The following is a 25,202-nucleotide window of genomic DNA, read 5'->3' as shown; positions in this document are numbered from 1 at the left end:
CGGTCGCGATTGCGCTTGACTCGGGGGAACAGTTGGAGAACAAAGCGACAGAACAAACGTGGAACTATCGGACATAAGGGCTACCCCATATGCTTTCTCTCGCCATCGCCGTCCTGTTCACCCTCTCCGGCGTGATAGCCACGCTCACGCTCGCCCATTGCCTTGTCGAAGCGCGCGCCGCCCATGCGCGGCTGATGCGGGAGGGCGAGGTTTTGCGCGCAGGGCTCGCACTCCAGGCCGCGACGATCGAGATGCGCGTGCGGCCGCGCGCGGCGGCTGCCCAGCGCCGCGCCGTTGCTACGCGGCGGGAGATGCCGCGCCTTGCGCGTCCGCTTTGCGCCGCCGCCTGATCCGCGCGTATTTGACAAGGCCGTAAGGCATCAGCGCGAGATAGACGATACTGATCGCCGCCAGAGTCCACCACGGCTCGAGCAGCAGCGCGGCGAAGGCAAGGCCCGTGAAGGCGATCAGCGGCAGGCGGATCGCGCGGCGCGGGCGCAGCGAGGCCCAGCTCAGCGTCGGCATGTTGGAGATCATCAGGCCGGCGATCAGCGTCAGCCAGGCGGCCATGAACACCGGCTCGCGGAACACCGCATGGCCGGTCTCGAGCCACAGGTAGAACGGCGTGAAGGCGAGCCCTGCCCCGACCGGCGCGGGGACACCGGTGAGGAATCCGGCCGATTTGTGCGGCTGGTCGTCGACATCGATCCGCGCGTTGAAGCGGGCAAGGCGCAGCGCGCAGCAGATCGCAAAGGCGAGCGCGGCGAACCATCCGAAGCGCTCCCAGCCCTGAAGCGACCACAGGAACAGGATCAGCGCAGGCGCAACCCCGAAGGACAGCGAATCCGCGAGGCTGTCGAGCTCGGCGCCGAAACGCGACTGGGCGTTCAAGAGCCGCGCGATGCGCCCGTCGATCCCGTCGAGCACGCCCGCCAGCACCACCAGCCCGATCGCGAAGGCCCATTGGCCGTCGATCGCGAAGCGGATTCCTGTCAGTCCCGAACACAGCGCCGCCGCGGTGACAGCATTGGGCAGCATGGCCCGCAAGCTGAGCCCGCTGCCATCGCCGGCCATGCGGGCATCCTCGTCCTCGGCCGCCTTGGGGCCCAGCCTTGCGGGCAGATAGCGCGCGCCGGGCAATTTGCGCGACGGGCGCCTCTTGCGCGGCCCTGGCTCGACCTCGCTCATTGCGATATCCCCTCGATCAGCCCGCGCCGGCCGATCTCGGCGAGCACCGTTTCGCCCGCGATCACACTCTGGCCGACCATCACCTTCGGGTCGGTTCCGGCAGGAAGGTATACGTCGACGCGGCTGCCGAAGCGGATCAGGCCGACGCGCTGGCCCTTGGCGAGAATGTCGCCCGGCTTGACGAAAGGCACGATCCGCCGCGCCACCAGCCCCGCGATCTGGGTGAAGCCGACGCGCAGGCCATCGCTGCGCTCGACCAGCAGGTGCTGCCGCTCGTTCTCCTCGCTCGCCTTGTCGAGCTCGGCGCTGACGAAGCGGCCAGGGATGTAGACCACGCGGCGCACCGTCCCGCCAACCGGGGTGCGGTTGATGTGGACGTCGAACACCGACATGAAAATCGACACCCGCGTGACCGCACCTGCCGGCAGGCCCGGGTTGCCCGATCCATCATCGATCTGCAATTCAAGCGGTGGCTCAACCTCGCGGATCAGGCTCACGATCCCGTCAGCGGGCGCGAGGATGACGGCGTCGGACTGCGGCACGACGCGTTCAGGATCACGGAAGAACGCGAACACACCCGCCGACAGCAGCAGCAGCGGCCAGCCGAGAAGCTCCCAGTCGAGCACGAGCAGGAAGAACAGCGCCGCCGCCACCGCGACGAGGCCGAACTTGCGACCTTCGGGATGGATCGCCGGCCATTCCCAGCCCGCCTCGCCGCGGCCCTTGTTATCGAGGATTTCGCCTGCCATGGCTCACGCTTCTAGGGATGGCTTGCGATACCCGCAAGGAAGGTCTCCGGCTCAGCCAACCTTGCGCACGAACACCGTGCCGGCCGAATAGCCTGCGCCGAACGAGCAGATCAGACCCGTCTCGCCCGCCGCAATATCCTGATTGTGCAGGTGGAAAGCGATGATCGAACCCGCGCTCGAGGTGTTGCCGTAGGTATCGAGCACGGTCGGGCTTTCGTCCTCGGAAGCCTCGTGGCCGAGCACGCGCTGCGCGATCAGCCGGTTCATCCCCGCGTTGGCCTGATGCAGCCACAGGCGCCGCAAGGAAGCAGGATCGATCCCGAGCCGTGCGGCCTCCTCGAGGATCAGCTGCGCCACCATCGGCACGACTTCCTTGAAGACCTTGCGCCCTTCCTGGACGAACAGCTTGTCGGGCGTGCCCTCGCCTTCGGGCGCGGCACGGTTCAAGAAGCCGAAATTGTTGCGGATATTGTTCGAGAACACCGTCTTCAGCCTGGTGCCGAGGATCTCCCAGTGCTGCGCTGGTGCGATCGCGGCATCCTCCACCAGCACCGCCGTGGCGACATCGCCGAAGATGAAGTGGCTGTCGCGGTCGCGCCAGTTGAGGTGGCCCGAGGTGATCTCGGGGCTGACCACCAGCACCGACTGCGCGTGCCCTGCGCGCACGTAATCGGCGGCGGTCTGAATGCCGAAGGTCGCCGAGGAGCAGGCGACATTCATGTCGAAGCCGTAGCCGTCGATGCCCAATGCGTGCTGGATCTCGATCGCCATCGCCGGGTAGGCGCGCTGCATGTTCGAGGCTGCGCACAGCACGGCGCCGACATCCTCCGGCTTGCGGCCCGCGCGCTCCAGCGCCTGCTTCGCAGCGGCGACGCCGATCTCGGCCATCACCGAGATTTCGTCGTTGGCCCGTTCCGGCAGGCGCGGGCACATCACCTCGGGATCGAGGACGGCCGCCTTGCTCATCACGTGGCGCGCCTTGATGCCGCTCGCTTTTTCGATGAATTCGACCGAGGAATAGGCCAGCGGCTCGGCGTCCGGATGGGCGGCGTTGTGCCGGTCGACGAAGGCGTTGAAGCTCGCGACCAGTTCCTCGTTGGCGATGCTTTCGGGCGGAGTGAACAGCCCGCTCGCCGAGATCACGGGGCGCCCGGTCAGGGCTGGGATGGTTGCGACTTGCGTTTCCTGCATGGAACTCTCGTGCGGTTTGGAGCGCGGGGCCTTAATCTGCACGCCTGCCGGCTGCAAGTCTTGCACGCACAATGTCGGTGGGCGGTCACATCGCGGAGGCAGGATCGGGCGCGCTGTCGAGCACGTCCCGCAACAGGGGATTGGGGAAGGTGCGCGGGGTGGTGACAGCGTGGAATTCTTCCGTAAGGCCGGGCAGTTGGGCGAGCTCGTAAAGCGTGCCATTGGCAAGCTCGTCGCGCACCACGATCGGCGGGATCACCGCGACCCCGGCATCCGATCGCGCCAGCAGGCGCAGCATCGCCATGTCGTCGGCCTCTGCGGCGATGCGCGGCACGATGCCGAGCGTTTCGACCAGCGCATCGAACCCGGCGCGCAGGGCCGTCTCGGGGGTGGGAAGAATCAGCGGGGCGCGGGCCAGCAGCACCGACAGGCCCTGCGCCGCCAGCGCGAGACGCGAGCGCGCGCCAACAAGGCTCACCGGCTGCTCGGCCAGCCGCCGCACCAGATAGGGGCTCGCTGCGTCGCGCGCAGGCACATGGTTGGTGAGCAGCACGTCGATCCTGAGCGCATCGAGAGCGCGCAGCAGACTCGCCTGTGTGCCCGAGCGCAGCACCACCTCGACATCGTCGCGCCCGAGCAGGGGGGCACCCGCGCGAATGGGCGAAATTCAGGACGGTGCAAATACGGTGCCGCACCCGTCGCGCGGTTTCCGGATATTCCTGCCAGGTGGGCAAGAGCGCCGCGATAATGTCGCTTGCGGCAATGTCATTGGCGGGCCGATCTCCAAAGCGGGGGAAGGCGTAGCGTTCCAAGGTAGCGAGCCATTGCTCCGAATAAACTGCGCTTTTCCAGCCGCCCTTATTCTGGCCGTGATACCGCTCCGCCGCTTGGCGGAATGTTACGGCCTCGGCCCTGTCTCTGCGGCGCTCCGCGATAATGTCGCGGCCTTCGACTTTAATGGCCTTGCGGGCGAGCACGGCCATGCCGCGCGCCTCTGCCAGCGAAATCAGCTTGGCGCTTCCAAGGGAAATGTCGCGCCGTTTTTTGTCGCGCTGCACTCGCACATACCATGACGCTCCGCCGCGCTTATCGACTTTTAGAAAAAGGCCGTCGCCGTCCTGATAGACACCCGGCACTTTCAGCGCGTCTTTGACTTGCTTGGCAGTCAGCTTCCCCATGTCGATCTCCAGCCGATCGAAAGTGTGGGGGGATTTGACCGAAAATGGCCGGGCCGTTGACGCTCCCCCACATTTTCCACCCACACATTACCGCGAATTGGGGCGGCTGGCAATGAACGTGAACGCACAGGGGCGGACGCTTTTTCCTTGGGAAACCGCGCTTTCCGGCGATGGGGAGTGGTTATCAGCGAAGGGGGGGTTGGTGGACAGGGCTGGATTCGAACCAGCGTACGCTTGCACGGGCAGATTTACAGTCTGCTGCCTTTAACCACTCGGCCACCTGTCCACACAGTCCCCCGCAGCGCGAGGGGGCATCTCGAAGCGCGATAAACGCTGAAATTGCGCGAGTCCCCGGGGGGCCCCGCTGCCGAGAGGCGCCCCTTTGGCGAAGCGGTGCTTGCCTGTCAATGCCCCTGCTGGCAGGGGGCGCGCTTCAATGCCGGTGAGGCGTCAGGATAGAGCATGAGCAAAGGTGAGAAGAAGCGCGCGCTGCGCGGGCGCGCGGGGCGGATGAAGGGCGGACGCGGTTCGGGCCGGGCGTCAAGCGGACAGGTGCGCCTGTGGGGCCGCCACGCCGTCGAGGCCGCGCTCAAGAACCCCGAGCGCCAGCACAGGAAGCTCTGGGCGACACCCGAGGGGATCGAGAGCCTCGACGGGGAGCTGCCCCCCGATTTCCCCATCGAGCACGCACAGGCCGCCGACCTTGCCCGGCTGGTTGCGAAGGATGCGCCGCACCAGGGGCTGGTGCTCGAATGCGCGCCGCTGGAGGATGTGTTCCTCGACGAAGTTGCTCTGGGCGAGGCCGAGCGGCCGATCGTGGTGCTCGACCAGGTCACCGATCCGCACAACGTGGGCGCGATCCTGCGCTCGGCGGCGGCCTTCGGGGCGGCCGCAATCGTGACGCAGGACCGCCACGCCCCGCCCGAAGGCGGCGTGCTCGCCAAGGCGGCCTCGGGCGCGCTGGAGACCGTGCCATGGGTGCGCGTCGTCAACCTCGCCCGCGCGCTCGAGGAGCTTGCCGAGGCGGGCTACTGGCGGATCGGCCTTGCGGGCGAGGCGCAGGCGGTGCTTGCCGATATCCTCCCCACCGGCCCCGTCGCGATCGTGCTCGGCGCCGAAGGCGAAGGCCTCAGGCACAATATCGCCGCCCACTGCGACGTGCTCGCCAAGCTGCCGATCTCCTCGTCAATCGAGAGCCTCAATGTCTCCAACGCCGGTGCGATTGCGCTTTATGCGGTGGCCTCGCGCGGGTAGAAGCAGGGCCGAGAGGGGAGGCACCATGACCATTTTCGCCAATATCCGCCTGCGCGCCGCAGCGCTGCTGGCAGGCTTCGCGCTCGCACTCAGCGGCTGCTTCATGACGCCGGGCAAGTTCACCTCGGAGCTTGCGATCACCGGGTCCGACAGCTTCACCTTCAGCTATGAAGGCGAGATCTTCTTCCTCGGCCTCTCCAAGCTGGCGCAGATGGACGCGGGCAAGGAGGAATTCATACCCAACGAATGCTTCAGCGACGAAACCTTCGAGCCGCGCGATTGCACCGAAGAGGAACTCGCCGCCCAGCGCACCGAGTGGGAAGCGGGCGCCGCCGAGCGGGCCGAGCAGCAGAAGAAGCAGGCCCAGCAGATGGCCGCGCTGATGGGCGGGATCGATCCGTCCGACCCCAAGGCCGCCGATGAACTCGTCAAGATCCTCCAGCGCCAGAAGGGCTGGGAGCGCGTGGTCCACAAGGGCGACGGGGTGTTCGATGTCAGCTACAAGATCACCGGCACGATGGGGCATGATTTCATGTTCCCGCTGATTGAGGGTTTCCCGACCACCAACCCCTTCGTGCAGGTCTACCTGCGCAAGGGCGGGCAGGTACGGATCAATGCGCCCGGCTTTGCCGCGCAGAGCGGCGACAGCGCCGGGCTCGGCACGGTTCTGGGCGCGGGCTCGTTTGCCGGGCTCGCCGCGATGGGCGCGGCCGAGGAAGCGGCCAAGTCGGGCGAGGATCCCGCCGCGATGCCGGGCGTGCCCCAGATGGACGGCACCTTCACCGTCCGCGCTGCGCCGGGGATGCGCATCCTTGCCAACAACACCGATGAAGGCCCCGTCGCCGCAGCGTCCGGCGAGGCGCTGGTGTGGCAGATCAACACGCGCACCGCACAGGCGCCGACCGCGCTGATCGCCGCCGGCAACTGAAACCGCCGCAGGACCCAAAGAGAAACCCCGCCAGCGATGCCGCCGGCGGGGTTTTTCATGCCCCTGTCAAAGCTGTCCGCAGGTCTTAGTTGACCGCGTCCTTCAGCCCCTTGCCCGCCTTGAACTTCGGCTGGTTGGAGGCCTTGATCTTCATCGGCTCGCCGGTGCGCGGGTTGCGGCCGGTGGATGCCTTGCGCTTGGCGACCGAGAAGGTGCCAAAGCCGACCAGCCGCACCTCGTCGCCGCCCGAAAGCGCCTTGGTGATCGCGTCGAACACGCTTTCAACCGCGCTCGAAGCATCGTTCTTCGAAAGACCGCTCGCGTTGGCAACTTCGCTGATCAGGTCGTTCTTGTTCATATGGGAACCCCCTCGCTTCAGGATTTCGTCGTGTCTGTGAATCGCACTTGCCGAAAGCGCGCAAATTGAGACCTTTTTGCCAAGCCTGTCAAAGCCTATCGGCTTCGGTCACAGGCTAAGGCAAAAAGACGAGGAAGTTCCCGCGCCTAACCAAAGTTGGGCGCGCGATTCAGTCTCGGTTTGCCGACTGACGGAAAAATGCGACCCTGCGGCGAATCACCGCAAGTGGGGGCTGTTTAGCGGCTCAATGCGCGGTTGGCACCTCTCCAGTCGCGCCCGATGAGCCCGATGCGGAGGGGTTTGCGCCTGGCTGACTCGCAAGATCGTCGGCCTCGGTCCATTCGATCGGCGACAGCGGCTCGACCAGCGCGCGGGCGAGCACCTCGTCGACATGGCTGACGGGGATGATCTCCAGCCCCTCCCTCGCGTTGGCGGGGATTTCGGCAAGGTCCTTGACGTTCTCCTCGGGGATGAGGACGGTCTTGATCCCGCCCCGCAGCGCCGCGAGCAGCTTTTCCTTCAATCCGCCGATCGCCAGCACCCGGCCGCGCAGCGTGACCTCGCCGGTCATCGCCACATCGGGGCGCACCGCGATGCCGGTGAGCGTCGAGACGATCGAGGTGACCATCCCGATGCCCGCGCTCGGACCGTCCTTGGGCACCGCGCCTTCGGGCAGGTGGATGTGGACGTTCTTGCGGTTGAAGACGCTGGGCTTGATCCCGTAGGCGGGCGCCCGCGCCTTCACGAAGCTGAAGGCCGCCGCGACGCTTTCGTTCATGACCTGGCCGAGCTTGCCGGTGGTCTTGACCTCGCCCTTGCCCGGCGTCGTCACGCTTTCGATGGTGAGCAATTCGCCGCCCACCGATGTCCACGCCAGTCCCGTTACCGCGCCGACCTGCGGCTCCTCTTCCGACACGCCGTGCTTGAAGCGGCGCACGCCGGAGAAGTCGCCGAGATTTTCAGGTGTGATCGTGACGGCCCTGGTCTTGCCTTCGAGGATCTGGCGCAAGCTCTTGCGCGCCAGCTTGGCGATCTCGCGTTCGAGCGTGCGCACGCCGGCCTCGCGGGTGTAGTAGCGGATGAGATCGCGCAGGGCCGCTTCCTGAAGGGCAAATTCGCCCTTCTTCAGCCCGTGCGCCTTCACCTGCTTGGCGACCAGATGGCGCTCGGCAATCTCGACCTTCTCGTCCTCGGTATAGCCCTCCAGCCGGATGATCTCCATGCGGTCGAGCAGCGGCTGCGGCAGGTTGAGGCTGTTCGCGGTGCACACGAACATGATGTCGGAAAGATCGAGGTCCAGTTCCAGATAGTGGTCCTGGAACTTGGCGTTCTGTTCGGGATCGAGCACCTCCAGCAGCGCCGAGGCCGGATCGCCGCGGAAGTCCTGGCCGAGCTTGTCGATCTCGTCGAGCAGGAACAGCGGGTTGCTGGTCCCGGCCTTCCTCAGGTTGGCGACGATCTTGCCCGGCATCGAGCCGATATAGGTGCGCCGGTGCCCGCGGATTTCCGCCTCGTCACGCACCCCGCCCAAGGACTGGCGGACGAATTCGCGCCCGCAGGCCTTGGCGATCGACTTGCCGAGCGACGTCTTGCCCACACCCGGCGGGCCGACGAGGCACAGGATCGGCCCCTTCAGCTTGTTGGTGCGCGCCTGCACCGCAAGATATTCGACGATCCGGTCCTTGACCTTCTCGAGAGCATAGTGATCCGCATCGAGGATCTGCTGCGCCTTGGCGATGTCCTTCTTCAGCTTCGACTTCTTGCCCCACGGCAGGCCGAGCAGCACATCGAGATAGTTGCGGATCACCGTCGCCTCGGCGCTCATCGGCTGCATCGCGCGCAGCTTCTTCAATTCGGCCTGCGCCTTGGCGCGGGCTTCCTTGGAAAGCTTGGTCTTCTCGATCTTCTCGGTGAGTTCGGCAATCTCGTTGCCCTCGCCCTCGTCCCCGCCACCCAGCTCCGACTGGATCGCCTTGAGCTGCTCGTTCAGGTAATATTCGCGCTGGGTCTTCTCCATCTGGCGCTTCACGCGGCCGCGGATACGGCGCTCGACCTGGAGCACCGACAGCTCGCCTTCCATGAAAGCCATGACCAGTTCGAGGCGCTTGAGAGGATTGCCCTCGGTCAGCAGGCTCTGCTTGTCGGACACCTTGGCGCTGATCGCGGCGGCGATGGTGTCGGCGAGCTGGCCGGCATCATCGACCTCGGAGAGGTCGACGCCCGCATCATCGCCGAGCTTCTTGTTCAGTTTCACATATTCGCCGAACTGTTCGACCACCTGCCGCATCAGCGCGGTGACCTCGCTGCCCGAAACGGTTTCGGGCGCGATGGTTTCGACCTCTGCCAGCAGGTGCGTGCCGACATCCTCAAGCGCGGATAGCCGCGCGCGGGTCTTGCCCTCGACCAGCACGCGAACCGTCCCGTCGGGGAGTTTCAGGAGCTGCAAGACCTGCGCGATCACGCCGACATCGTAGAGGTCATCGCCCTCCGGATCGTCGCAGCCCGGATCGAGCTGGGCGAGGAGGACGATGTCTTTCGACGCCTCCATCGCGGCCTCGAGCGCTGCCACAGATTTGTCGCGCCCCACGAAAAGAGGCACGACCATGCCGGGAAAGACGACGATGTCGCGAAGGGGGAGGAGGGGGTAGGTATGGGTCATGGCGGAGATATGGGAAGCGGGGCGCTCACCCGCAATGGGGCGCAGGGGTTAGGCTGTGGACATGAATGACCGGGATTTAAGACTTTTCGTCTAGGCCTGCCCGCATCGCACTGGAGGCAGAGATGAAAGCGATGTTCTGGGTGATGGGCGGCTGGGTGCTGCTCATCGCGGCGAAGTCTGTCGAAGCGATCGGCGACCGGGGCGCGACCCCGGGCGAGCGTCTGCCGATCTACTCCTTCGCCATTGTCGTTCTGTTCGGCGCCGGGTTCTGCTTCATCAGAGCGGGCCGGGTCCTGTGGGACAATTTCACGGGCAAGAACAAGGGCGGCGGATCGGGCGGCAGCGGACCGGGCCGCGGTGCAAGGCCGGCCCGGCGTCTCACGGACCCCCTCCCCGACAACGACTCCGACAGCTTCAATGCCAATGCCGCCTTTGCCCGCTACATGGAGCGGCGCGGGCAAAGCGCACCGCAGGCTCCCAGCCCGGCCGGCCAGGACGCGCCGCCGCCGCCGCAACCGCGCGGGTTCGGACGCAAGGGCGCCTGACCTTCGCCCGGTGAGGCCCACGCGGCATTAACCCTTGGCCGCTATCCTCGCCTCCGCTGCGAACCGGAGCGACGCGCGATGAAGACTGTGATCTGGATTGCCAGCGGTATCGGCTTGAATATCGCCGCAGCCGCGCTGCACGGCGGCGGCGCGCCGCAGGCGATCATGACCACGGGCCTCGCGGGCACCCTTCCCAAGCTGCTGCTGGTCGCGACCGGCAATATCTGCATCTGGCGGGGTCTGCGCAGCGCGGTGGGCGACCTGTGGGGCGTGGCGACGGGCAAGAGCTATCGCAAGCCCGAGGGCCGCAGCCGCTTCGCCGAGGACGACGCGCCGGTCTCGGACTTCGATGCCGACGAAGCCTTCGCGCGCTACATGCAGCAGCGCAAGACCCGCGAGGAAGAGCCGGAACCCGAGTCGCCCGCCGCTCCCCCGCCCCGCACCCCCGGCCGCAGCGCCCCCCGCGGGCCGGCACAAGGCGGCTTCGGGCGCAAGGTCGCCTAGCGCCGCGCGATCGCGATGGTCGCGGCAACCCGGTCGCCAAGGCCCACGCCTTCGGCCCGCTGCACCGCGACCTTCACCGGAAGGAAATAGGTCTCGCCGCGCGGAAACAGCGAGGTGGCGAAATCGGTCTGGCCGATGCGCGCGGCTGCCGGGATGCAGCCCCAGCCGTAGCTTGCCTCGCGGGCGGCATATCGCAGTTCGGCGACGTGCTCGTCCGGAACGGCCACGAACAGGAACGGGGCCGGCCCGCGCCATTCGACGATCTCGCCCGCAAACGCGATCCGGGCGAGAATTTCGCTCACGTAAGCGTCACCCCAGCCCGGGCAGGTTGAACCCCGGGGGAAGACCCATCGAGGACTGCATGTCCTTCATCTGCTGCTCGGAGACGCGGTCCGCGCGGTCGCGGGCGTCGTTGAAGGCGGCGGCGACCAGATCCTCGAGGATCTGCTTGTCGTCGGGCACCATCAGGCTGTCGTCGATCTGGACGCCGAGAATGCGGCCCTTGGCGCTGGCGCGGACCTTGACGAGACCCCCGCCGGCCTGCCCCTCGACCTCGATCGAATCGAGCTTCACCTGCATTTCGTTCATCTGCTTCTGGATGGTCTCGGCGGCCTTCTGGGCGGCAGCCATCATCTCTTCCATCGACTTCATCGGGGGTACTCCATCAATTCCAGGGAGGGCCAGAGCTGGGGCTTCCCGCGCCGGCAGCGGCTTTCAAGGGGGTGTCCAGCAGTTCGGCATCGGGGAAGGCTTCGAAAGCGGCCTTGACCAGCGGGTCGGACCGGATCCGGCTGTCCTCGGCGGCGGCGGCAGCCTCGGCGGCTTCGCGCAAGCTGGGCTGCGCAGGCCCGGTGCCGCGCTCGATCTGCCAGCGCTTGCCCGTCAGCTTGAGCAGCGCCTCGCGGATTTCGGGCGCGGGATCATCGGGGAAGTTGTCGGCTTGCTGGTAGACGAGGCGTGCGGGGCCGAGCTCGATCACCCGCACCCGGTCGCGCATCATCTGGGCGATGCGCAGCTGGCCCGTCGCGTCGACCTCGTCGACCAGCACGGCCCAGCTCTGCTGCGGAGCGGCGGCCGCAGGCGCAGCGGCAGGCGCGGTGCCCGGAGCGGCAGGCGCGGCGGCGATGCCGCGCGCCGCCAGTTCCTCGATCCGCCGCGCGAGCTTACCGGGGTCGGGCATTTGCGCGGCGTGGAGGATGCGCAGCAGCGCCATCTGGAGCGAGACCAGCGGATCGGGTGCGGTGCGCACCTCGTCATGGCCTTTGAGGAGCAACTGCCACAGGCGGTGCAGTTCGGCCGCCCCGAGCCGCGCGGCAAAATCAGCGAGTGCGGCACGCTCGTCCTCGGACGGCGCATCGGGTTCGCCGCCCGAAACCTGCGCAAGGGTGACACGGTGCACGAGGTCCATCAGCGCGCGCATCAGCGCCAGCGGCTCGACGCCGAGCGCATATTGTTCGTCAACCGCGGCGAGCAAGGCCTTGGCATCGCCCGCCAAAATGTGCCCGAGCAAGCGGCGCTGGGCGCTCTTGTCAGCGAGGCCCAGCATGTCCCGCACGCGGGATGCGGCGACCTTGCCCTCGCCGTCCAAATCGGCATGGGCGATCGCCTGGTCGAGGATCGAAAGCCCGTCGCGCACCGATCCTTCGGCGGCATTGGCAATGATGCCGAGCGCCTCGCCATCGGCCTCGACCCCTTCGAGAGCGCAGACCTTGGCGAAATGTTCGGCGAGCAGCGCGGCGGGGATGCGCCTCAAGTCGAAGCGCTGGGTGCGGCTCAGCACCGTGACGGGCAGCTTGTCGACCTCGGTGGTGGCGAACAGGAACTTCACATGCGGCGGCGGTTCCTCAAGTGTCTTGAGCAAAGCATTGAAAGCATTGCGCGACAGCATGTGGACTTCGTCGATGATGTAGATCTTGTAACGCGCCGAGACCGCAGCATAGCGCACCTGCTCGATGATCTCGCGCACATCATCGACCCCGGTGTTGGAGGCCGCGTCCATCTCGATCACATCGATGTGGCGGCCTTCCGCGATCGCGCGGCAGGGCTCGCACGCCCCGCAAGGATCGATGGTCGGTCCGCCCTGCCCGTCGGTCCCGACGCAGTTCAGCGCCTTGGCGATGAGCCGCGCGGTCGAGGTCTTGCCGACCCCCCTCACCCCGGTCATCAGGAAGGCATGCGCCAGCCGGTCACGGGCGATGGCATTGGCGAGGGTGCGCACCATCGCCTCCTGCCCGATCAGCTCGGAAAAGGTCTGCGGGCGGTATTTGCGGGCAAGGACGCGGTAGGCCTGTCCGGCAGAGCCGCGTTGAGGCACAGCGGGAGCCGCCGCTGGCGGCGGCGCGGGATCGCCGAACATCGCGCTTTGCCCTGCCGCCTCGAGCTCGGCAGCGCTCGGGCCGGTCTCTTCCTCGCGAAGGTCAGGATCGGAATCGCTCATCACCGCGCCACCTTAAGCCCGCGATCCGCCAATGTCGAAGCCTTGCGGAGGTTCATCACCACATGGCGCTTGACAGTTAAGTTTCATTTTGCAATTTATATTCGTATCGCAGGAGACCGCCAATGACCATCGTTCCGGGCCGCATGACCGACAACCACTCCGGTCCGCTTGTGGTCTTCGTGATCGGGATGCGGGTCAACCACTTCCACAAGCTCGGCAAATGGTGGCCGGTGTTCCAGTCGATGGGCCCGATGATCGAAGAGCTTTCCACCAATCCCGAAAGCGGCTTCGTCGGTAGCGAATACGCCTTTTGCTCCTTTCGCCAAATCCTGCTGCTGCAATACTGGCGCGATTTCGACGCGCTCGAGGCCTATGCCCGCAACCGCGAGGCGGCGCACTGGCCGGCCTGGACCGCCTTCAACAAAGCGATCGGGAACGACGGGACGGTCGGGATCTATCACGAGACCTATGCCGTGGCCGCCGGCGCGCATGAGAGCGTCTATGCCAACATGCCGCCCTTCGGCCTCGGGCGTTTCGCCGGGCTGGTCCCCGCGACCGGATCGCGCAATGCCGCGCGCGAGCGGATGCGCACGAGCGGCGTGGACGCGGAGGCGTGAGGCAGCGGCGAGGGAAAGGAGCCGGGCGACCCGCCGCAATCCACCTGTGCTGCTGCCTTCCGGCCCTGACACGGTGAGCGGACGCAAACGTCCACCCGACTCCCGTCCGGGCATATGGCGGGGGTTGCGGGGGAATTCAAGCGGGGTTTATCGGGAGAGCTCGGCCCGCAGGGCCGCAAGCGCGACCGCGCGACCGCAGCTATGCTGCGCGTCTCGCGAGCATGCAGCCCCGGACGGGGCTGCACAAACCAATCACCTGAAATTATCCGCGTAGGCCTGGAGCTTGAGGCGTTTGGGCGGGGTCGCGATGACGCGCGCGGGGATGCCGTATTTCTCGGCATAGGCGCGCGCGGCGTCCTTGTCGGGGAATGTGAGGCGCACCTGCGACTGGGTATCGCCCGTCCCCGTCCAGCCCATCAGCGGATCGGCAAAGCGCGCCTGCGACTGTTCGAACTCCAGCACCCATTCGTCGGTATGGGCCTTGCCGGACTGCATGGCGTGCTTGGGCTTCTGGAAAATTCTCGCGCTCATGGGGCTGCCCCTTAAATCACGAATCGCTGCGGTTGAAGGCGTTTTTGGTCTTCATGCTCGGCTTTTCAAGCCACGGTCGATCCGGCCAGCGGTGCTTGGGGTAGCGGCCCTTCATGTCCTTGACCACATCGGCCCAGCTGCCGCGCCAGAAGCCGGGCAGGTCGCGGGTCGATTGAACCGGACGACCGCCCGGGCTGGTGAGCTTGAGGAGCAGCGGGGTGCTGCCGATCATCGGCTGCACGTCGAGCCCGAACAGCCCCTGCACCCGCACCTCGACACTCGGCGCATCGTCGCCCGCATAGTCGATCGCGTGGCGCGTATCGGCGGGCGAGGTGAAATGGGTGGGCGCCGCCTTGTCGAGCGCCTGGCGTCCGTTCCAGTCGAGGAGGCCCAATGCAGCTTCGGCAAAGCGGTGCGGCGGCAGGTCGAGATCGCGGCGCCCCGCCAGCAGCGGCGCGAGCCACTCGGCGGCGCGGGCGCGCAGGGTTTCCGGCGAGAGCGCCTCCACCCCGGCAAACCGGGCGCGGGCGAGGAAGCCTTGGGGGAGCACTTCCCCCAGCTTCTCCAGCGCCTTCTCCACAAGGATATCCACAAGCAGCGCAGGATCGGGCGCGGGTTCCGGGACGCTCGCGAGCACGATCGCGCCAAGCCGCCGCTCGCGCCGCGCCTCGACACGGTTCTTCTCACCGTTCCAGCGGGTTGTGACGCGCTCAGCAAGCTCTTTCGCAAACAGCAAGGCGATCCGGTCGGCGACGATTTCCGCCCCGGCGGTGATTCGCGCGCCCTTTGCCTGTCCCTGTGCGTCGCCGACCACGATCCATTCGGCGCGGGCAAGCGGCGAGGCGGGATCGAGAATATAGCCCCTCCCCCCGGCACTGATCCAGTGTTCGCCCGAAGGGTCGCGGCGGCGCGCGACGAAATCGGGACGCGCCAGCGCGAGCGCCTCTGCCGCGTCCTGTGCCGGGCTGGCGCCGATCACCGCGGCGAGCCGCGCCGCCTGCGCTGCCCAGCCCTTGGCAATCCCCGCTGCCGCGCTGCTCCGCGGCGCGCGGTCACCGCGCCAGCGGGCGAGGCGCTGCACCAGGTCCTCGCCCCGTCCGCCGAGCCCGCGCTCCTGAAGCAGCATCACCAGCCGCGCCGCCTCCTCGCCGACCCCCGCCGCCGCGCCGTGCAGCACGGCCGCAGCCTGATCGGGCGCCATCGGAAGGCTGGCAATCGCCTCGCCGAGCGGCGTGATCCGTCCCTCCGCCAAGGCGCCCAACGCCGCGAGCGCAGCCCGCGCGGCGGCGACCGAGGCCTCGGGCGGAGAATCGAGCCATGGCAGGCCCGCCGGGTCCGCCGTCCCCCACTTCGCCAGCCGCAGCAGCAGCGGGGCAAGGTCGGCCTGCATGATCTCCGGCGGCGCAAAGGGCGGGAGCCCGGCGTGCCCTCCCTCTTCCCAGAGCCGGTAAGCGACCCCCGGACCCTGGCGCGCCGCACGCCCGGCGCGCTGGGCGGCCGAGGCCTGCGAAGCGCGGCGGGTGACAAGATGCGTGGTCCCCGCCGCACGGTCGAATTCGGCCAGACGGGCCAACCCGCTGTCGACCACCACGCTCACCCCGTCGAGGGTCAGCGAGGTCTCGGCAATCGCGGTGGCGAGCACAATGCGGCGGCGCCCTTCCGGATCGCGGCGGATCGCGGCGCGCTGGGCGGCAGGCTCGATCTGGCCGTGGAGCGGGTGGACCGCGGTCTCGGGAAGACGCGCCGCCAGCCGCTCGCGCACCCGCTCGATCTCGCGCACGCCGGGGAGGAAGGCGAGGATGTCGCCGGCCTCATCGCGCCACGCGGTCATTATCGCGGCGGCCATCCGATCCTCGATCCCCTGCGAAGCATCGCCGCCAAGCCACTTGATCGCGAGCGGAAAGCTTCGCCCTGCGCTTTCGATCACCGCAGCGCCCTCGCCCAGCAACCGGGCGAAGCGGGCGCCGTCGATGGTCGCCGACATCACCAGCACGCGCAAGTCCTCGCGCAGCACAGCGCGGGTCTCGAGCGCCAGTGCCAGCCCGAGGTCGCTGTCCAAGGCGCGCTCATGCGCCTCGTCGAACAGCAGGGCGGAAACGCCGAGGAGCTCCGGGTCCTCGACCAGCCGGTTGACGAGAATCGCCTCGGTCACCACCAGAATGCGCGTCTTCGCGGACGTCTTGCTATCGAGCCGGGTCATGTAGCCAACGGTCCCGCCCGGCTGCTCTCCCAGCATCTCGGCCATGCGTTCCGCCGCGGCGCGGGCGGCGACGCGGCGCGGCGAGGTCATGATGATCTGGCCGCTGCACCACGCCTCGCCCAGCAGCGCAGGAGCGAGCGCAGTCGTCTTGCCGGCACCGGGCGGTGCGATGAGCACGCCTGCGCCCTCGCCCGCGAGCGCGGCGCGGATCTGCGGCAGAACGGAGTGAATGGGAAGGCTGGGGTTCACGTCCCGCCCGATAGCGTCCTCAATGCCCGCGCGCGACCGCGAACTGCGCCGCTTCGGCCATCGCCTGACGGGCCTTGCTGTCGGGGAAGATCGAGATCGCGTCGATCGCCCGGTGCGCGAAGTGGCGGGCGCGCTCGCGCGTGTCCTCGACCGCGTTGTGTCTGCCGATCAGCCCGATCGCATGGGCAAGATCATCGTCCGAGGTGCGGTGACCGATGATCGCGTCCTTCCAGAACTTGCGCTCGGTCTCGTCGCCGCGGGCATAGGCGAGGATCACCGGCAGGGTCATCTTGCCCTCGCGGAAATCGTCGCCCTGGTCCTTGCCCATCTCGGCGGCATCGGAATCGTAGTCGATCGCATCGTCGACCAGCTGGAAAGCGACCCCGAGGTTGCGCCCATAGGCCTCGAGCGCACGCTCCTGCTGTTCCGAGCATTCGGCCACCACCGCCGCGATCTGGCTGGCGGCAGCGAACAGCGCGGCGGTCTTGGCGCCGATGATGTGGAGGTATTGTTCCTCGCTGGTATTGATCTGGCGCTGGGCGGAGAGCTGCGAGACCTCCCCCTCGGCGATCACCGCGCTGGCACGGCTGAGGATCGAGAGCACCCGCAAGCTGCCATCCTCGGTCATCAGCTCGAAGGCGCGGCTGAACAGGAAATCGCCGACCAGCACAGTTGCGGGATTGCCGAAGATGATGTTCGCCGCCGCCTTGCCGCGCCGCAGTTCGCTGCCATCGACCACGTCGTCATGCAGAAGCGTCGCGGTGTGGATGAACTCGACCGCCGCGGCCAGCTTGTGGTGGCGCGTGCCCTTGTATCCGACCAGCTCCGCCCCGGCGAGCGTCAGCATCGGCCGCAGCCGCTTGCCCCCGCCGCTGATGAGGTGCCCGGCAAGACGCGGGATCAGCGGGATCTCGCTCTGCATCCGGTCGAGGATCACCGCGTTGACCGAATTCATGCCCCCCGCCGTCAGCGACAGCATCGGATCGAGCGTCGGGCCTTTGCGCGGCATGGGAATGATGTCGGCACTCATGCTGCTTGGCTCCTAGGGCGGCCCGAGCGTCCTTGGCAAGCGCAGAATTGCTGCTAATTCTGCGCCCCATGGCGCATGATCCGCAACTTCCCGCCGCACCCGATCCGGTGCTCGCTGCCTTCCGCAAGAGCATCGACAATATCGATGCCGCGCTGATCCACATGCTCGCCGAGCGATTCCGGATCACGCAGGCTGTGGGCGAATACAAGGCGAAGGTGACCCTGCCCCCTGCCGACCCTGACCGCGAAGCGCGGCAGATCGCGCGGCTGAGGAAGCTGTCGGAAGAGGCCGAACTCGATCCGGAATTCTCCGAGAAGTTCCTGCGCTTCATCATCGACGAGGTGATCCGCCACCACGAAAAGGCGCGCGGGGGATGATGCGCCGGCTGGCGTTCGCGGCGCTGGCGGCGGCATGGCTGGCGCACCCGGCTGCGGCGCAGACCCGGGACGCGCCGGCGCGGCCGGTGATGATCGAGGAGGTCGCCTCCCCGCCCGAAGCCCGAGAAGACAAGAAAGCCTACGCGGCCTACATGCGGCAGGTCAAAAAGGTCGGGGTGTTTGGCGCCTACCTTGCCGAGCTTGACCCGCCTGCCCGCGCGCTCGCCTGCGGCAAGATCGCCGAATACCTCATCGAAGGCGCTGCCAATGCCCCGGCCCCGGACGTGCGCACCGCGCGGCTCGCGCCCGCCTGGCGACTGACCCGGCGCGTCGCCCCCGCGCGCGATGCGGCGCTGGCTTCGCTCTCCAGGCAAGATCTTGCCAGCTTCGAGAGAAAATTTGGCGAGGTCATGACCATGGCGAGCATGATCCCCGACCCTGCCCTCACCAGGGAAAACCTCGATACCAGCGAGGCCGGCTTCGCCTTCCAGTTCGCCTCGGTCCTTGCCGCGCGCTGCCACCAGCGTCTCGATGCGGACGGCGTCCCCGATGTGTCCGGCGCGCCCTCGCCCGCGTTCATCGAAGCGCACACCCGCTTCAAATTCCGCGGGATGGATTATGCTGCGGCCTTCGCGAACACCGGGCTTGCCCCTTTTGCCGACCCAATCTGCCGGGGCCGCACCACTTTCGATTTCGCCGCTGCCCCGCTTGGCGAGCGCGGCTATGAGGGCATGTCGCTGCTCGACTGGGCGATGGAGTGCGAGGATCGCGCAGCCTTCGATGCGCTGATCGCGGCGGGGTTCGATCTCGATGCGCCGGGGCTGTGGGGCGATCCGCCGGTGGTGGGCAGCGCATCCGAAAAGCGGCTGTGGTATCTCACCCGCCTGCTCGATGCGGGCGCCAAAGTTGATGCGGCAGGCCCGCGCGAAACGGCGCTGGTGGCGGCAAGCAGCGATCTCGATGCGAGCAATTCGGGCGGCGATGCCATGGCCGCGTTCAACCTGCTGCGCGCGCGGGGAGCCTCGCTCGATTTCCCCGATTTCGGCGGCTCGATGTGGTTTCGCTGGGGTCTGAACGGGCAGCATGGCGGCTGGGCGACAATCCTTGCGCATTGGGACGAATTCGCCAGCGATCCGGTCGAGCTGGCGGGGCTTGCCGAGGCAGTGCTCGAAGGACGGCTGGCGTGGATGAAGGGCCAGCAGGCCGATGCCGCCAAGGTCAAGGCGCTGCTGATCGAACGCTATGGCGTCTGCTTTCCGGTCGGGCGGACCTTCGCAATGGCCAAGGACGAGCGCGGCTTCGTGATCCAGCCGGATTGTCCTTCACGGCGCTAGGCAAAAAGAAGGGCACGCCGCCGGTTTCCCGGGCAGCGTGCCCCCAGCGTGGCGCGCGCCTCCCGGGTCATGCAGACGCACGGGGCCGCGTCGTCTGCGGGAAGCGGCGCAAGAGCGTGACGTCAGCCGCGCGGGCGACGGGTGCGCGGCGGGCGGCTGACGCCTTCGGCACGGGTGCGGTTGATGCTGGTGGAGACCTGGCCATTGGCGCGGGTGGTGACCCGGTCGCGCGCGGCGATGGTCTCGCCGGCGCTGTTGGTCACGCTCTGGCTGGCCTGCGAATTGCCCTGGCCATCGCGGCTGCGGCTGCCCGCGAGCCCGTAGGTCTTGCCGCCGCGGCCGGTGGCAGTGCCGGTGAAGGTCGAGCCACCCTCGGTGCGAACGCGCTCGCCCCGAAGGTCGCGGGTGCGGCCCTGCGTGCCGGTCTGGGTGACCGAGACGGTCGCGCCGGTAGCGGTGCGCTGGCGCACGGCGATGCTGGTCGCGGTCTTGCCGTTGGCGGTGTTGACGGCGACGCCGGTGCGGGTCGCGGTGCCGGTTTCAGGGTTGACGGTGGTGGTCTGAGTGGCGGTGAACCTGTCACCTTCATAGGTCTTGGTGCGGCTCTTATCCTGCGCAGCCAGGGGAGCGGCAAGCGCAATGGCGGCGAGCGAGGCGATCATCAGCGGGGTCTTGAACATCGTCACATTCCTCCATGCCTTCAGGGCGTTGAACTGTCCCGGCGGGGGTTTGCGGGGCGCTGCCGGTGACACGTCTTCAACGCCGCAGCCGCAATCGCCCTTCGCAGGCATGGGAGAATTTATTCGGACGGCGGCGGGGTGTCCTCTTGCGGGACAGCCGCGGGCGCGGGGGGCAGACGCACCGCGCGGCGGGCACGCAACGCGTCGGCAAGCGCGCGGCGTTCCGCAGGCGACAGGTCGCGCCACGCCTTGGCGCGTTCGCCCGGGGGCAGATCGCGCAAGGCGCGGAACCGTTCGCGCGTCTCGGGGCTCGGCGGCTTGCGACCGGTGAGGTCCTCGCGGGTCAGCGCCTCGCCGTTCTCGACCTTGCGCTGCATCGTCTCGCGGCGCGCGGCAACGGCGGCATCGGCGCGCTGTTCGCGGGCGGCGAGCTGCCTTTCGATCCGCTCGCGCAGGCGCGCTTCCTCCTCGGGCGTGGGGACGCGCAGACCGGCGGCGCGGCGACGCTCGATCTCGGACGCGATGCGCTGGTCGATGACCCTGCGGCGCTCCTCGCAGCGGCCGGCGCGGACCTCGTCGACCCGGCGGAAGGTCTCGCCGAGCTCCTCGGGCGTGTCGATCGGGCCTTCGATGGCGACAGCCGCCGGCGTGAGCGCGGCCGCGGGCGCTGCGGCCGCGGGCGCTGCGGCCGCGACAGCCGCCACGGGCTTGCCCGCAGGCTGCGCGCTGCCGGTAAGGCCCGCCCACACGGTCCTGGCGGAAGGAACGGTAATGGCAAGCTGTTCGAGCAGCCCCGTCGCCGCTGCCGCAGTCGCCAGCGCGCCGAAGCTAGCCACGCCGATGGCGATGCGCTGCCCGATCCGCCAGCGGCGGCTGCGCGAAGGCGCGCGGCGCAGTTCCGGCAGAGGTGCGGGGCGGGCTTCTGCGGCGGCCAGCACGCGCTCGGCAAAGCCTGCCGGAAGCTCGGGAGCGGCATAGCCGTCAAGCATCCGCGCGAGCGGGCTGCCGGGGACGATCGGTGCGCCGGGATCGGGGTGTTCGTTCACGCTCATGGCGCGTCTCCTTGCGCCGCCAGAGCCTGCCGCAGCGCCATGCGGGCGCGGTGCAGCAGGCTCTCGAAGGCCTTGATGTTCATGTCCATCGCCTCGGCCGCCTCGGCATTGGGCAGCTCCTCGTAATAGGTCAGCACGATCGCGGCGCGCTGGCGGTCGGGCAGCGCCAGCACCGCGGCGCGGGCGAGATTGTCGCGCTCGCCCGCCGCGATCACGACATCGGCGAGCGGGGCGTTGTCCTCCTCCTCGGGCACCTCCCCGCCGCTCAACCGCCGGGTGCGGCGCAGGCGGTCGAGCGCAAGGTTGGTCGCGACCCGCTGGAGCCAGCCGCCGAGCCGCAGCCGCGCCGCCGCCTGACTACCCGGCGGATGCTTGCCCGCAAGCGCTGGGGCATGGTCCCACAGGCGCAGCAGCGCCTCCTGGACGATGTCCTCGGCCTCGTGCGCATCGCCCGTCATGCGATAGGCGAGGCGGTGGAGCGCCGCGCCGTGGCGGGCGATCATTTCGCGCAGGGCCGCCGGCTCGCGCGCCGCCAGCCGTGCCGCCCACGCCGCATCGTCGCCCGGCGGCGGGGCGGAGATGGTCGCGGGAGCTCGGTCTGTCGCGGTGTTCATGGGTCGCAAATGGCCTGTTTGCGTCGTTGTGTACGGCTCTACAACGCGGCCGGTTCAAAAACCCTTCGCGCCGCAATCACAGCGCGCGCGGCAGGCGCAGTTCGACGAGCAGGCCGCCCAGATCCTCGCTGGTGCCCAGTTCCACGCTGCCGCCGTAGATCTCCGCCACATCGCGCACGATCGCAAGGCCGAGGCCGGTGCCGGGCTTGCCGGTATCGAGCCTCACGCCGCGATCGAAGATGCGGATGCGCTCGGCCTCGGGGATGCCTTCCCCGTCATCCTCGACCCAGATGAGGCACATCTTCGGATCGCGCTCGGCCTCGTCGGGGTCGATGGTGACGAAGACGCTGCCGCCGCCATACTTGGCCGCATTCTCGATGAGGTTGCCGAGCAGTTCGTCGAGGTCCTGCCGTTCCAGCGAAACCAGCGCCGACTTGTCGCCCGCGATGTCCAGCCGCCCCTCGGGATAGAGCCGCTCGACCGCGCGGCGCACCGCCTCGGCGCTCGCCATGACATTGGTGCGCGCATGGCCGACCGCGCGGCGGCCGACGGCGCGCGCGCGGGCGAGGTGGTGGTCGACATGGCGCTGCATCGTGCGCGTCTCGCGCATCACCGCATCGCCCAGATCGGGCGCGCGGGCGGTGGCGGCGTTGGTGAGCACGGTCAGCGGGGTCTTGAGCGCATGGGCAAGATTGCCCGCATGGCGCCGCGCCTCCTCGGCCTGCCGCTCGGAATGTTCGAGCAGCGCGTTCAGCTCCTCGACCAGCGGCTGCACTTCCAGCGGCAGGGGATCGGTGATGCGGTTCGCGCCGGTGGTGCGCAGGTTCTGGATCGCCGCGCGCACGCGCCTCAGAGGCGAGAGGCCGTAGCGGATCTGGAGCAGCGCCATCACAAGGAGGCCAAGGCCCAGCACCGCAAAGCTCCAGATCAGGATCAGCCGCACCCGCCCGATCTGCGCGTCCATCTGCTCGGTGGCGCTGGCGACGGCAAAGGTCCAGCGCGTCTCGCTGCCCGGCAGGATCACGGTGCGCTCGGCAATCCGCAAGGGTTCGCCCTCGAACTGGTCGGAATTGTAGATGTGCACTTCGCTGTCGAAATGCCCGCCCTTGCCTTGCGCCCCGTGGAGCTTCAGCGTCCGGTCCCACAGGCTGCGCGAGGGCCAGGGTTCGTAATTGCCGCCCGAAATCTGCCAGTAAAGCCCGCTGCCGGGCTCGAGGAAGCGCTGGTCGCCCAAGGTGCGATAGAACCACACCTCGCCGCTCGCATCGATCTCGGCCGAGGCGATCATCGCGGTGAGCTGGTAATCGAGCTGCTCGTCGAAATTGGCCTCGACCTGCGATGTCAGCGTGCGTTCGAGCGCGATGCCGCCGCCCAGCAGCAGCACGAAGATCCACCCCGCCGCGATCAGCCCCATGCGCCGCGCAAGGCTGGCGCGCGGCTTGGCGGCGGCGGGCGGTGGGGCAGCCCCGGGCATGGCCTCGGCCTCGCCCGCGGGCAAGGTCACAGGGGGATCGCCGCCGCCCGCCCGCGCCTCGGGCAAAACCTCAGGCGCGCGGCTGGTCGGCGGGGTCGTCGAGGCTGTAACCGAGGCCACGGATGGTGGTGATGACGTCTGCGCCAAGCTTCTTGCGGATGCGGGTAACGAAGACTTCGATGGTGTTGGAATCCCGGTCGAAGTCCTGATCGTAGATATGTTCGATCAGTTCGGTGCGGCTCACCACCTTGCCCTTGTGGTGCATGAGGTAAGAGAGCAGCTTGTATTCCTGCGCGGTCAGCTTGACCGGCTCGCCGGCCAGCGTGACGCGGCCCGAACGCGTGTCCAGCCGCACGTCGCCGGCGGTGAGTTCGGACGAGGTGTTGCCGCTCGCCCGGCGGATCAGCGCGCGCAGGCGGGCGATCAGTTCCTCGGTCTGGAAGGGCTTGGCAAGGTAATCGTCGGCGCCCGCATCGAGCCCTGCGACCTTGTCGCTCCAGCTGTCGCGCGCGGTCAGCACCAGCACCGGGAAGGCCCGGCCCTCGCGCCGCCACATGCCGAGCACGGTCAGCCCGTCGATCTCTGGAAGGCCGAGGTCGAGCACCACCGCGTCATAATCCTCGGTCGAGCCCATGAAGTGCCCGTCCTCGCCATCGGTGGACAGGTCGACGGCATAGCCCTGCCCCTCGAGCGTCGCCTTCAATTGTGCGCCGAGGGTGGGTTCGTCTTCGACGATCAGAATGCGCATGGGTCCCCGGTTTCCTGGTTAATGTCAGCCGGGTTCGTGCGCTTTTGGGCCGCAGGCGTCAAGCGAGCGCTCGGCGCCCGTCCGGCTGCTTTCCCCCGGTGAATGGTCATGGCGCGCCGCTGTCAGCGCGAGCGGCCGATGATGCGCCCGGTGCGGGCATCGACATCGACATAGGTGACGCGGCCATCCTTGATGAACTTGAGGCGATAGGCGCGCGCGGTCGAATCATAGGCAAAGCCGAGATATTCGGCATCGCGCATCTGGGGCAGGATGCGCGCCTCGATATCGCTCGATCGCATGATGTTGCCGGCCTGCGCCTCGCGCCGCGCCGCTCCCTGCTCGCCGCGCTCGGGCTCCTGATGCGCGAGCGCGGGCGCGGCCGCGCCAGCGAGCGCGGCGGCAAGAGCAAGCAGGAAAGCGGAGCGCAGGTTCATGACAGGATTGTGCCTAGCAGATGTCCATTGAACAAGCCGTGAATGGCTCACTTCGTTCCGGCGGCGGGCTTGCCGACCAGCTCGTAGGTGATGGTGACATTGACGCCGGTGGTCACCTGCCCCGGCTGAATCGGGGTGGCAGGCGATGCGGTGGCGGCGACTTCCGAGACCTTGGCGAGCGCCATCACCGGGAAGCTGCGCTCGATCGCCTCGGTGACCGCGATCACCCGCACGCCCTCGTAGCCGAGCATCGCGGCGTAGGCGCGCGCCTGCGCGTCGCCGCGCGTGACCGCGGCCTTGCGGGCTTCGGCCTTGGCGGCAGTGTCGTCGGCGATCCCGAATTCGGGGCCGGTGAGGTCCGTCGCGCCCGCTTCGACCAGCGCATCGAGCACGCTGCCGGTGTCGTCGATCTTGCGCAGCAGGATGCTGACGCGGTTGGCGGCCTGATAGCCGCGGAAGGCGGGTGTGCCGTTCTGGTAATCATACAGCGCGCCGAGCAGCACGCCGGTGGTGGTGATGTCCTCGCTTGCGATCCCGAGCGCCTTGATGCGGGCGATGACCTTGGCCATCTCGGCCGCGTTCTGGCGCATCGCCGCGGTCGCGGTGGGCGCGGTGGAGGTGACGCCCGCGCCGATCGTGACGCGGTCGGGCGCGGTATCGACGCTCTCGGAGATGCTGAGCTCGATCACCGGCCCGGCGGGCGCAAGCGTGACCTGCGGCGCGGCGATGGCGGCGCCGGCGGGCAGCATCAGCGCCGAGGCGGCAGCAAGGACGGTGACGGGCTTCGACATGGCAATTCCTCCGGTTTGCCGCGCCTTTGGAGCGGCTCGCCTTTCGCAGGACTGAACCGCAAGGGGTGTGCGGGCTTGCC

At 68.1% G+C, this 25,202-nt stretch carries 27 protein-coding genes, 1 tRNA gene, 1 other RNA gene and 1 pseudogene; 8 read left to right on the top strand and 22 right to left on the bottom strand.

Annotated elements, in window-relative coordinates; genetic code table 11:
- Positions 1-89 precede the first annotated feature (89 nt).
- Positions 90-350, top strand: a complete 261-nt coding sequence (locus D620_RS0112595; protein WP_017666175.1) for a hypothetical protein — start codon at positions 90-92, stop codon at positions 348-350.
- On the opposite strand, the gene D620_RS0112590 is transcribed toward D620_RS0112595, so the two are convergent.
- The 6 genes and pseudogenes from D620_RS0112590 to D620_RS0112570 all read right to left on the bottom strand — a co-directional run bounded on the left by D620_RS0112590 (position 298) and on the right by D620_RS0112570 (position 4,592).
- Entirely contained in the window at positions 298-1,188 is an 891-nt protein-coding gene (locus D620_RS0112590; protein WP_017666174.1) for a CDP-alcohol phosphatidyltransferase family protein, read from the bottom strand. The two genes, D620_RS0112595 and D620_RS0112590, sit on opposite strands and share 53 nt — an antisense overlap.
- Complete coding sequence (locus D620_RS0112585; RefSeq protein ID WP_017666173.1) at positions 1,185-1,937, bottom strand: phosphatidylserine decarboxylase; 753 nt, start codon at positions 1,935-1,937, stop codon at positions 1,185-1,187. The genes D620_RS0112590 and D620_RS0112585 overlap by 4 nt, the downstream gene beginning before the upstream one ends.
- Before the next feature lie 51 nt (positions 1,938-1,988).
- Positions 1,989-3,128: a beta-ketoacyl-ACP synthase III gene (locus tag D620_RS0112580; RefSeq protein ID WP_017666172.1), complete on the bottom strand. Its 1,140-nt coding sequence runs from the start codon at positions 3,126-3,128 to the stop codon at positions 1,989-1,991.
- An 85-nt stretch (positions 3,129-3,213) separates the two neighbouring features.
- Entirely contained in the window at positions 3,214-3,741 is a 528-nt protein-coding gene (locus tag D620_RS15335; RefSeq protein ID WP_196795288.1) for a LysR substrate-binding domain-containing protein, read from the bottom strand.
- 94 nt (positions 3,742-3,835) lie between these two features.
- Positions 3,836-4,306 (bottom strand): annotated as a pseudogene (locus D620_RS16945) (tyrosine-type recombinase/integrase); the annotation flags it as partial.
- 200 nt (positions 4,307-4,506) lie between these two features.
- Positions 4,507-4,592: transfer RNA gene (locus D620_RS0112570), tRNA-Tyr, on the bottom strand.
- A 176-nt stretch (positions 4,593-4,768) separates the two neighbouring features.
- On the opposite strand from D620_RS0112570, the gene rlmB reads away from it, so the two are divergent.
- Positions 4,769-5,560 carry a 23S rRNA (guanosine(2251)-2'-O)-methyltransferase RlmB gene (rlmB, locus tag D620_RS0112565; RefSeq protein WP_017666170.1) on the top strand — a complete coding sequence of 264 codons (792 nt, stop codon included), beginning with the start codon at positions 4,769-4,771 and terminating at the stop codon, positions 5,558-5,560.
- A gap of 25 nt (positions 5,561-5,585) precedes the next feature.
- The gene (locus tag D620_RS0112560; RefSeq protein WP_017666169.1) at positions 5,586-6,488 is read left to right on the top strand and encodes a hypothetical protein; all 903 of its coding nucleotides are present in this window, start codon (positions 5,586-5,588) and stop codon (positions 6,486-6,488) included.
- An 85-nt stretch (positions 6,489-6,573) separates the two neighbouring features.
- Here the strand turns inward: D620_RS0112560 and D620_RS0112555 are convergent, their stop codons facing one another.
- Together D620_RS0112555 and lon are read right to left on the bottom strand one after the other, a co-directional pair.
- On the bottom strand, positions 6,574-6,846 hold the full coding sequence (locus D620_RS0112555; RefSeq protein ID WP_017666168.1) for an HU family DNA-binding protein: 273 nt from the start codon (positions 6,844-6,846) through the stop codon (positions 6,574-6,576).
- Between the two features lie 244 nt (positions 6,847-7,090).
- On the bottom strand, positions 7,091-9,505 hold the full coding sequence (gene lon, locus D620_RS0112550; RefSeq protein ID WP_017666167.1) for an endopeptidase La: 2,415 nt from the start codon (positions 9,503-9,505) through the stop codon (positions 7,091-7,093).
- Between the two features lie 122 nt (positions 9,506-9,627).
- On the opposite strand from lon, the gene D620_RS0112545 reads away from it, so the two are divergent.
- Together D620_RS0112545 and D620_RS0112540 are read left to right on the top strand one after the other, a co-directional pair.
- Positions 9,628-10,050, top strand: a complete 423-nt coding sequence (locus tag D620_RS0112545; protein WP_017666166.1) for a hypothetical protein — start codon at positions 9,628-9,630, stop codon at positions 10,048-10,050.
- A gap of 78 nt (positions 10,051-10,128) precedes the next feature.
- On the top strand, positions 10,129-10,554 hold the full coding sequence (locus D620_RS0112540) for a hypothetical protein (RefSeq protein WP_017666165.1): 426 nt from the start codon (positions 10,129-10,131) through the stop codon (positions 10,552-10,554).
- On the opposite strand, the gene D620_RS0112535 is transcribed toward D620_RS0112540, so the two are convergent.
- The 3 genes from D620_RS0112535 to D620_RS15330 are packed head-to-tail and all read right to left on the bottom strand — an operon-like array spanning position 10,551 to position 12,991.
- Positions 10,551-10,856, bottom strand: coding sequence for a DUF1905 domain-containing protein (locus D620_RS0112535; protein ID WP_017666164.1), 306 nt, complete (start codon positions 10,854-10,856; stop codon positions 10,551-10,553). The two genes, D620_RS0112540 and D620_RS0112535, sit on opposite strands and share 4 nt — an antisense overlap.
- 7 nt (positions 10,857-10,863) lie before the next feature.
- A complete protein-coding gene (locus tag D620_RS0112530) occupies positions 10,864-11,205 on the bottom strand; it encodes a YbaB/EbfC family nucleoid-associated protein (protein ID WP_017666163.1) in 342 nt (113 codons plus the stop codon).
- 13 nt (positions 11,206-11,218) lie between these two features.
- Positions 11,219-12,991, bottom strand: coding sequence for a DNA polymerase III subunit gamma/tau (locus D620_RS15330; protein ID WP_017666162.1), 1,773 nt, complete (start codon positions 12,989-12,991; stop codon positions 11,219-11,221).
- A gap of 122 nt (positions 12,992-13,113) precedes the next feature.
- On the opposite strand from D620_RS15330, the gene D620_RS0112520 reads away from it, so the two are divergent.
- Entirely contained in the window at positions 13,114-13,608 is a 495-nt protein-coding gene (locus tag D620_RS0112520) for a DUF4188 domain-containing protein (protein WP_017666161.1), read from the top strand.
- 11 nt (positions 13,609-13,619) lie between these two features.
- Here D620_RS0112520 and ffs read toward each other — a convergent pair.
- The 4 genes from ffs to D620_RS0112505 all read right to left on the bottom strand — a co-directional run bounded on the left by ffs (position 13,620) and on the right by D620_RS0112505 (position 17,618).
- Positions 13,620-13,714: signal recognition particle sRNA small type (gene ffs / locus D620_RS16085), an RNA gene on the bottom strand.
- Between the two features lie 146 nt (positions 13,715-13,860).
- Positions 13,861-14,139, bottom strand: a complete 279-nt coding sequence (locus D620_RS0112515; RefSeq protein WP_026092193.1) for an ETC complex I subunit — start codon at positions 14,137-14,139, stop codon at positions 13,861-13,863.
- A 16-nt stretch (positions 14,140-14,155) separates the two neighbouring features.
- Positions 14,156-16,588, bottom strand: coding sequence for an ATP-dependent helicase HrpB (hrpB, locus tag D620_RS0112510; protein ID WP_017666159.1), 2,433 nt, complete (start codon positions 16,586-16,588; stop codon positions 14,156-14,158).
- A gap of 19 nt (positions 16,589-16,607) precedes the next feature.
- A complete protein-coding gene (locus tag D620_RS0112505; protein ID WP_017666158.1) occupies positions 16,608-17,618 on the bottom strand; it encodes a polyprenyl synthetase family protein in 1,011 nt (336 codons plus the stop codon).
- A gap of 68 nt (positions 17,619-17,686) precedes the next feature.
- On the opposite strand from D620_RS0112505, the gene D620_RS0112500 reads away from it, so the two are divergent.
- On the top strand, positions 17,687-17,995 hold the full coding sequence (locus D620_RS0112500; RefSeq protein WP_017666157.1) for a chorismate mutase: 309 nt from the start codon (positions 17,687-17,689) through the stop codon (positions 17,993-17,995).
- Positions 17,992-19,329 (top strand): hypothetical protein, encoded by a 1,338-nt coding sequence (locus tag D620_RS0112495; RefSeq protein WP_017666156.1) that lies wholly within the window; start codon positions 17,992-17,994, stop codon positions 19,327-19,329. The genes D620_RS0112500 and D620_RS0112495 overlap by 4 nt, the downstream gene beginning before the upstream one ends.
- A gap of 122 nt (positions 19,330-19,451) precedes the next feature.
- Here the strand turns inward: D620_RS0112495 and D620_RS0112490 are convergent, their stop codons facing one another.
- From D620_RS0112490 to D620_RS0112460, 7 genes are all read right to left on the bottom strand, one after another.
- The gene (locus tag D620_RS0112490) at positions 19,452-20,009 is read right to left on the bottom strand and encodes a hypothetical protein (RefSeq protein WP_017666155.1); all 558 of its coding nucleotides are present in this window, start codon (positions 20,007-20,009) and stop codon (positions 19,452-19,454) included.
- A 119-nt stretch (positions 20,010-20,128) separates the two neighbouring features.
- On the bottom strand, positions 20,129-21,061 hold the full coding sequence (locus D620_RS0112485; RefSeq protein WP_026092192.1) for a hypothetical protein: 933 nt from the start codon (positions 21,059-21,061) through the stop codon (positions 20,129-20,131).
- Entirely contained in the window at positions 21,058-21,675 is a 618-nt protein-coding gene (locus tag D620_RS0112480) for a sigma-70 family RNA polymerase sigma factor (protein WP_017666154.1), read from the bottom strand. Before D620_RS0112480 ends, D620_RS0112485 begins: the two co-directional genes overlap by 4 nt.
- 76 nt (positions 21,676-21,751) lie before the next feature.
- Complete coding sequence (locus D620_RS0112475; RefSeq protein ID WP_026092190.1) at positions 21,752-23,149, bottom strand: sensor histidine kinase; 1,398 nt, start codon at positions 23,147-23,149, stop codon at positions 21,752-21,754.
- A gap of 70 nt (positions 23,150-23,219) precedes the next feature.
- Positions 23,220-23,897, bottom strand: a complete 678-nt coding sequence (locus D620_RS0112470) for a response regulator transcription factor (RefSeq protein ID WP_017666152.1) — start codon at positions 23,895-23,897, stop codon at positions 23,220-23,222.
- A 122-nt stretch (positions 23,898-24,019) separates the two neighbouring features.
- A complete protein-coding gene (locus D620_RS0112465; protein ID WP_017666151.1) occupies positions 24,020-24,331 on the bottom strand; it encodes a PepSY domain-containing protein in 312 nt (103 codons plus the stop codon).
- 47 nt (positions 24,332-24,378) lie between these two features.
- Positions 24,379-25,122 carry an SIMPL domain-containing protein gene (locus D620_RS0112460; RefSeq protein ID WP_017666150.1) on the bottom strand — a complete coding sequence of 248 codons (744 nt, stop codon included), beginning with the start codon at positions 25,120-25,122 and terminating at the stop codon, positions 24,379-24,381.
- Between the last annotated feature and the right edge of the window lie 80 nt (positions 25,123-25,202).

Origin of the sequence: Porphyrobacter sp. AAP82, assembly GCF_000331285.1 — a bacterium.
Taxonomy (GTDB): domain Bacteria; phylum Pseudomonadota; class Alphaproteobacteria; order Sphingomonadales; family Sphingomonadaceae; genus Erythrobacter.
The sequence above is the reverse complement of the archived record's forward strand: the minus strand, read 5'-3'. Positions and strand labels throughout refer to the sequence as shown.

Excerpts from the sequence above, each read along its gene's own strand:
- D620_RS0112500 (WP_017666157.1), top strand. The coding sequence starts at position 17,687 with ATGGCGCATGATCCGCAACTTCCCGCCGCACCCGATCCGGTGCTCGCT.
- D620_RS0112470 (WP_017666152.1), bottom strand. The coding sequence starts at position 23,897 with ATGCGCATTCTGATCGTCGAAGACGAACCCACCCTCGGCGCACAATTG.
- D620_RS0112505 (WP_017666158.1), bottom strand. The coding sequence starts at position 17,618 with ATGAGTGCCGACATCATTCCCATGCCGCGCAAAGGCCCGACGCTCGAT.
- D620_RS0112530 (WP_017666163.1), bottom strand. The coding sequence starts at position 11,205 with ATGAAGTCGATGGAAGAGATGATGGCTGCCGCCCAGAAGGCCGCCGAG.
- D620_RS0112480 (WP_017666154.1), bottom strand. The coding sequence starts at position 21,675 with ATGAACACCGCGACAGACCGAGCTCCCGCGACCATCTCCGCCCCGCCG.
- D620_RS0112590 (WP_017666174.1), bottom strand. The coding sequence starts at position 1,188 with ATGAGCGAGGTCGAGCCAGGGCCGCGCAAGAGGCGCCCGTCGCGCAAA.
- D620_RS0112495 (WP_017666156.1), top strand. The coding sequence starts at position 17,992 with ATGATGCGCCGGCTGGCGTTCGCGGCGCTGGCGGCGGCATGGCTGGCG.
- D620_RS0112580 (WP_017666172.1), bottom strand. The coding sequence starts at position 3,128 with ATGCAGGAAACGCAAGTCGCAACCATCCCAGCCCTGACCGGGCGCCCC.
- rlmB (WP_017666170.1), top strand. The coding sequence starts at position 4,769 with ATGAGCAAAGGTGAGAAGAAGCGCGCGCTGCGCGGGCGCGCGGGGCGG.
- D620_RS0112595 (WP_017666175.1), top strand. The coding sequence starts at position 90 with ATGCTTTCTCTCGCCATCGCCGTCCTGTTCACCCTCTCCGGCGTGATA.
- D620_RS0112520 (WP_017666161.1), top strand. The coding sequence starts at position 13,114 with ATGACCATCGTTCCGGGCCGCATGACCGACAACCACTCCGGTCCGCTT.
- D620_RS0112475 (WP_026092190.1), bottom strand. The coding sequence starts at position 23,149 with ATGCCCGGGGCTGCCCCACCGCCCGCCGCCGCCAAGCCGCGCGCCAGC.
- D620_RS0112485 (WP_026092192.1), bottom strand. The coding sequence starts at position 21,061 with ATGAGCGTGAACGAACACCCCGATCCCGGCGCACCGATCGTCCCCGGC.
- D620_RS0112585 (WP_017666173.1), bottom strand. The coding sequence starts at position 1,937 with ATGGCAGGCGAAATCCTCGATAACAAGGGCCGCGGCGAGGCGGGCTGG.
- D620_RS0112515 (WP_026092193.1), bottom strand. The coding sequence starts at position 14,139 with ATGAGCGCGAGAATTTTCCAGAAGCCCAAGCACGCCATGCAGTCCGGC.
- D620_RS0112490 (WP_017666155.1), bottom strand. The coding sequence starts at position 20,009 with ATGTTCAAGACCCCGCTGATGATCGCCTCGCTCGCCGCCATTGCGCTT.
- D620_RS0112545 (WP_017666166.1), top strand. The coding sequence starts at position 9,628 with ATGAAAGCGATGTTCTGGGTGATGGGCGGCTGGGTGCTGCTCATCGCG.
- D620_RS0112560 (WP_017666169.1), top strand. The coding sequence starts at position 5,586 with ATGACCATTTTCGCCAATATCCGCCTGCGCGCCGCAGCGCTGCTGGCA.
- lon (WP_017666167.1), bottom strand. The coding sequence starts at position 9,505 with ATGACCCATACCTACCCCCTCCTCCCCCTTCGCGACATCGTCGTCTTT.
- D620_RS0112460 (WP_017666150.1), bottom strand. The coding sequence starts at position 25,122 with ATGTCGAAGCCCGTCACCGTCCTTGCTGCCGCCTCGGCGCTGATGCTG.
- D620_RS15330 (WP_017666162.1), bottom strand. The coding sequence starts at position 12,991 with ATGAGCGATTCCGATCCTGACCTTCGCGAGGAAGAGACCGGCCCGAGC.
- D620_RS0112465 (WP_017666151.1), bottom strand. The coding sequence starts at position 24,331 with ATGAACCTGCGCTCCGCTTTCCTGCTTGCTCTTGCCGCCGCGCTCGCT.
- D620_RS0112555 (WP_017666168.1), bottom strand. The coding sequence starts at position 6,846 with ATGAACAAGAACGACCTGATCAGCGAAGTTGCCAACGCGAGCGGTCTT.
- D620_RS0112540 (WP_017666165.1), top strand. The coding sequence starts at position 10,129 with ATGAAGACTGTGATCTGGATTGCCAGCGGTATCGGCTTGAATATCGCC.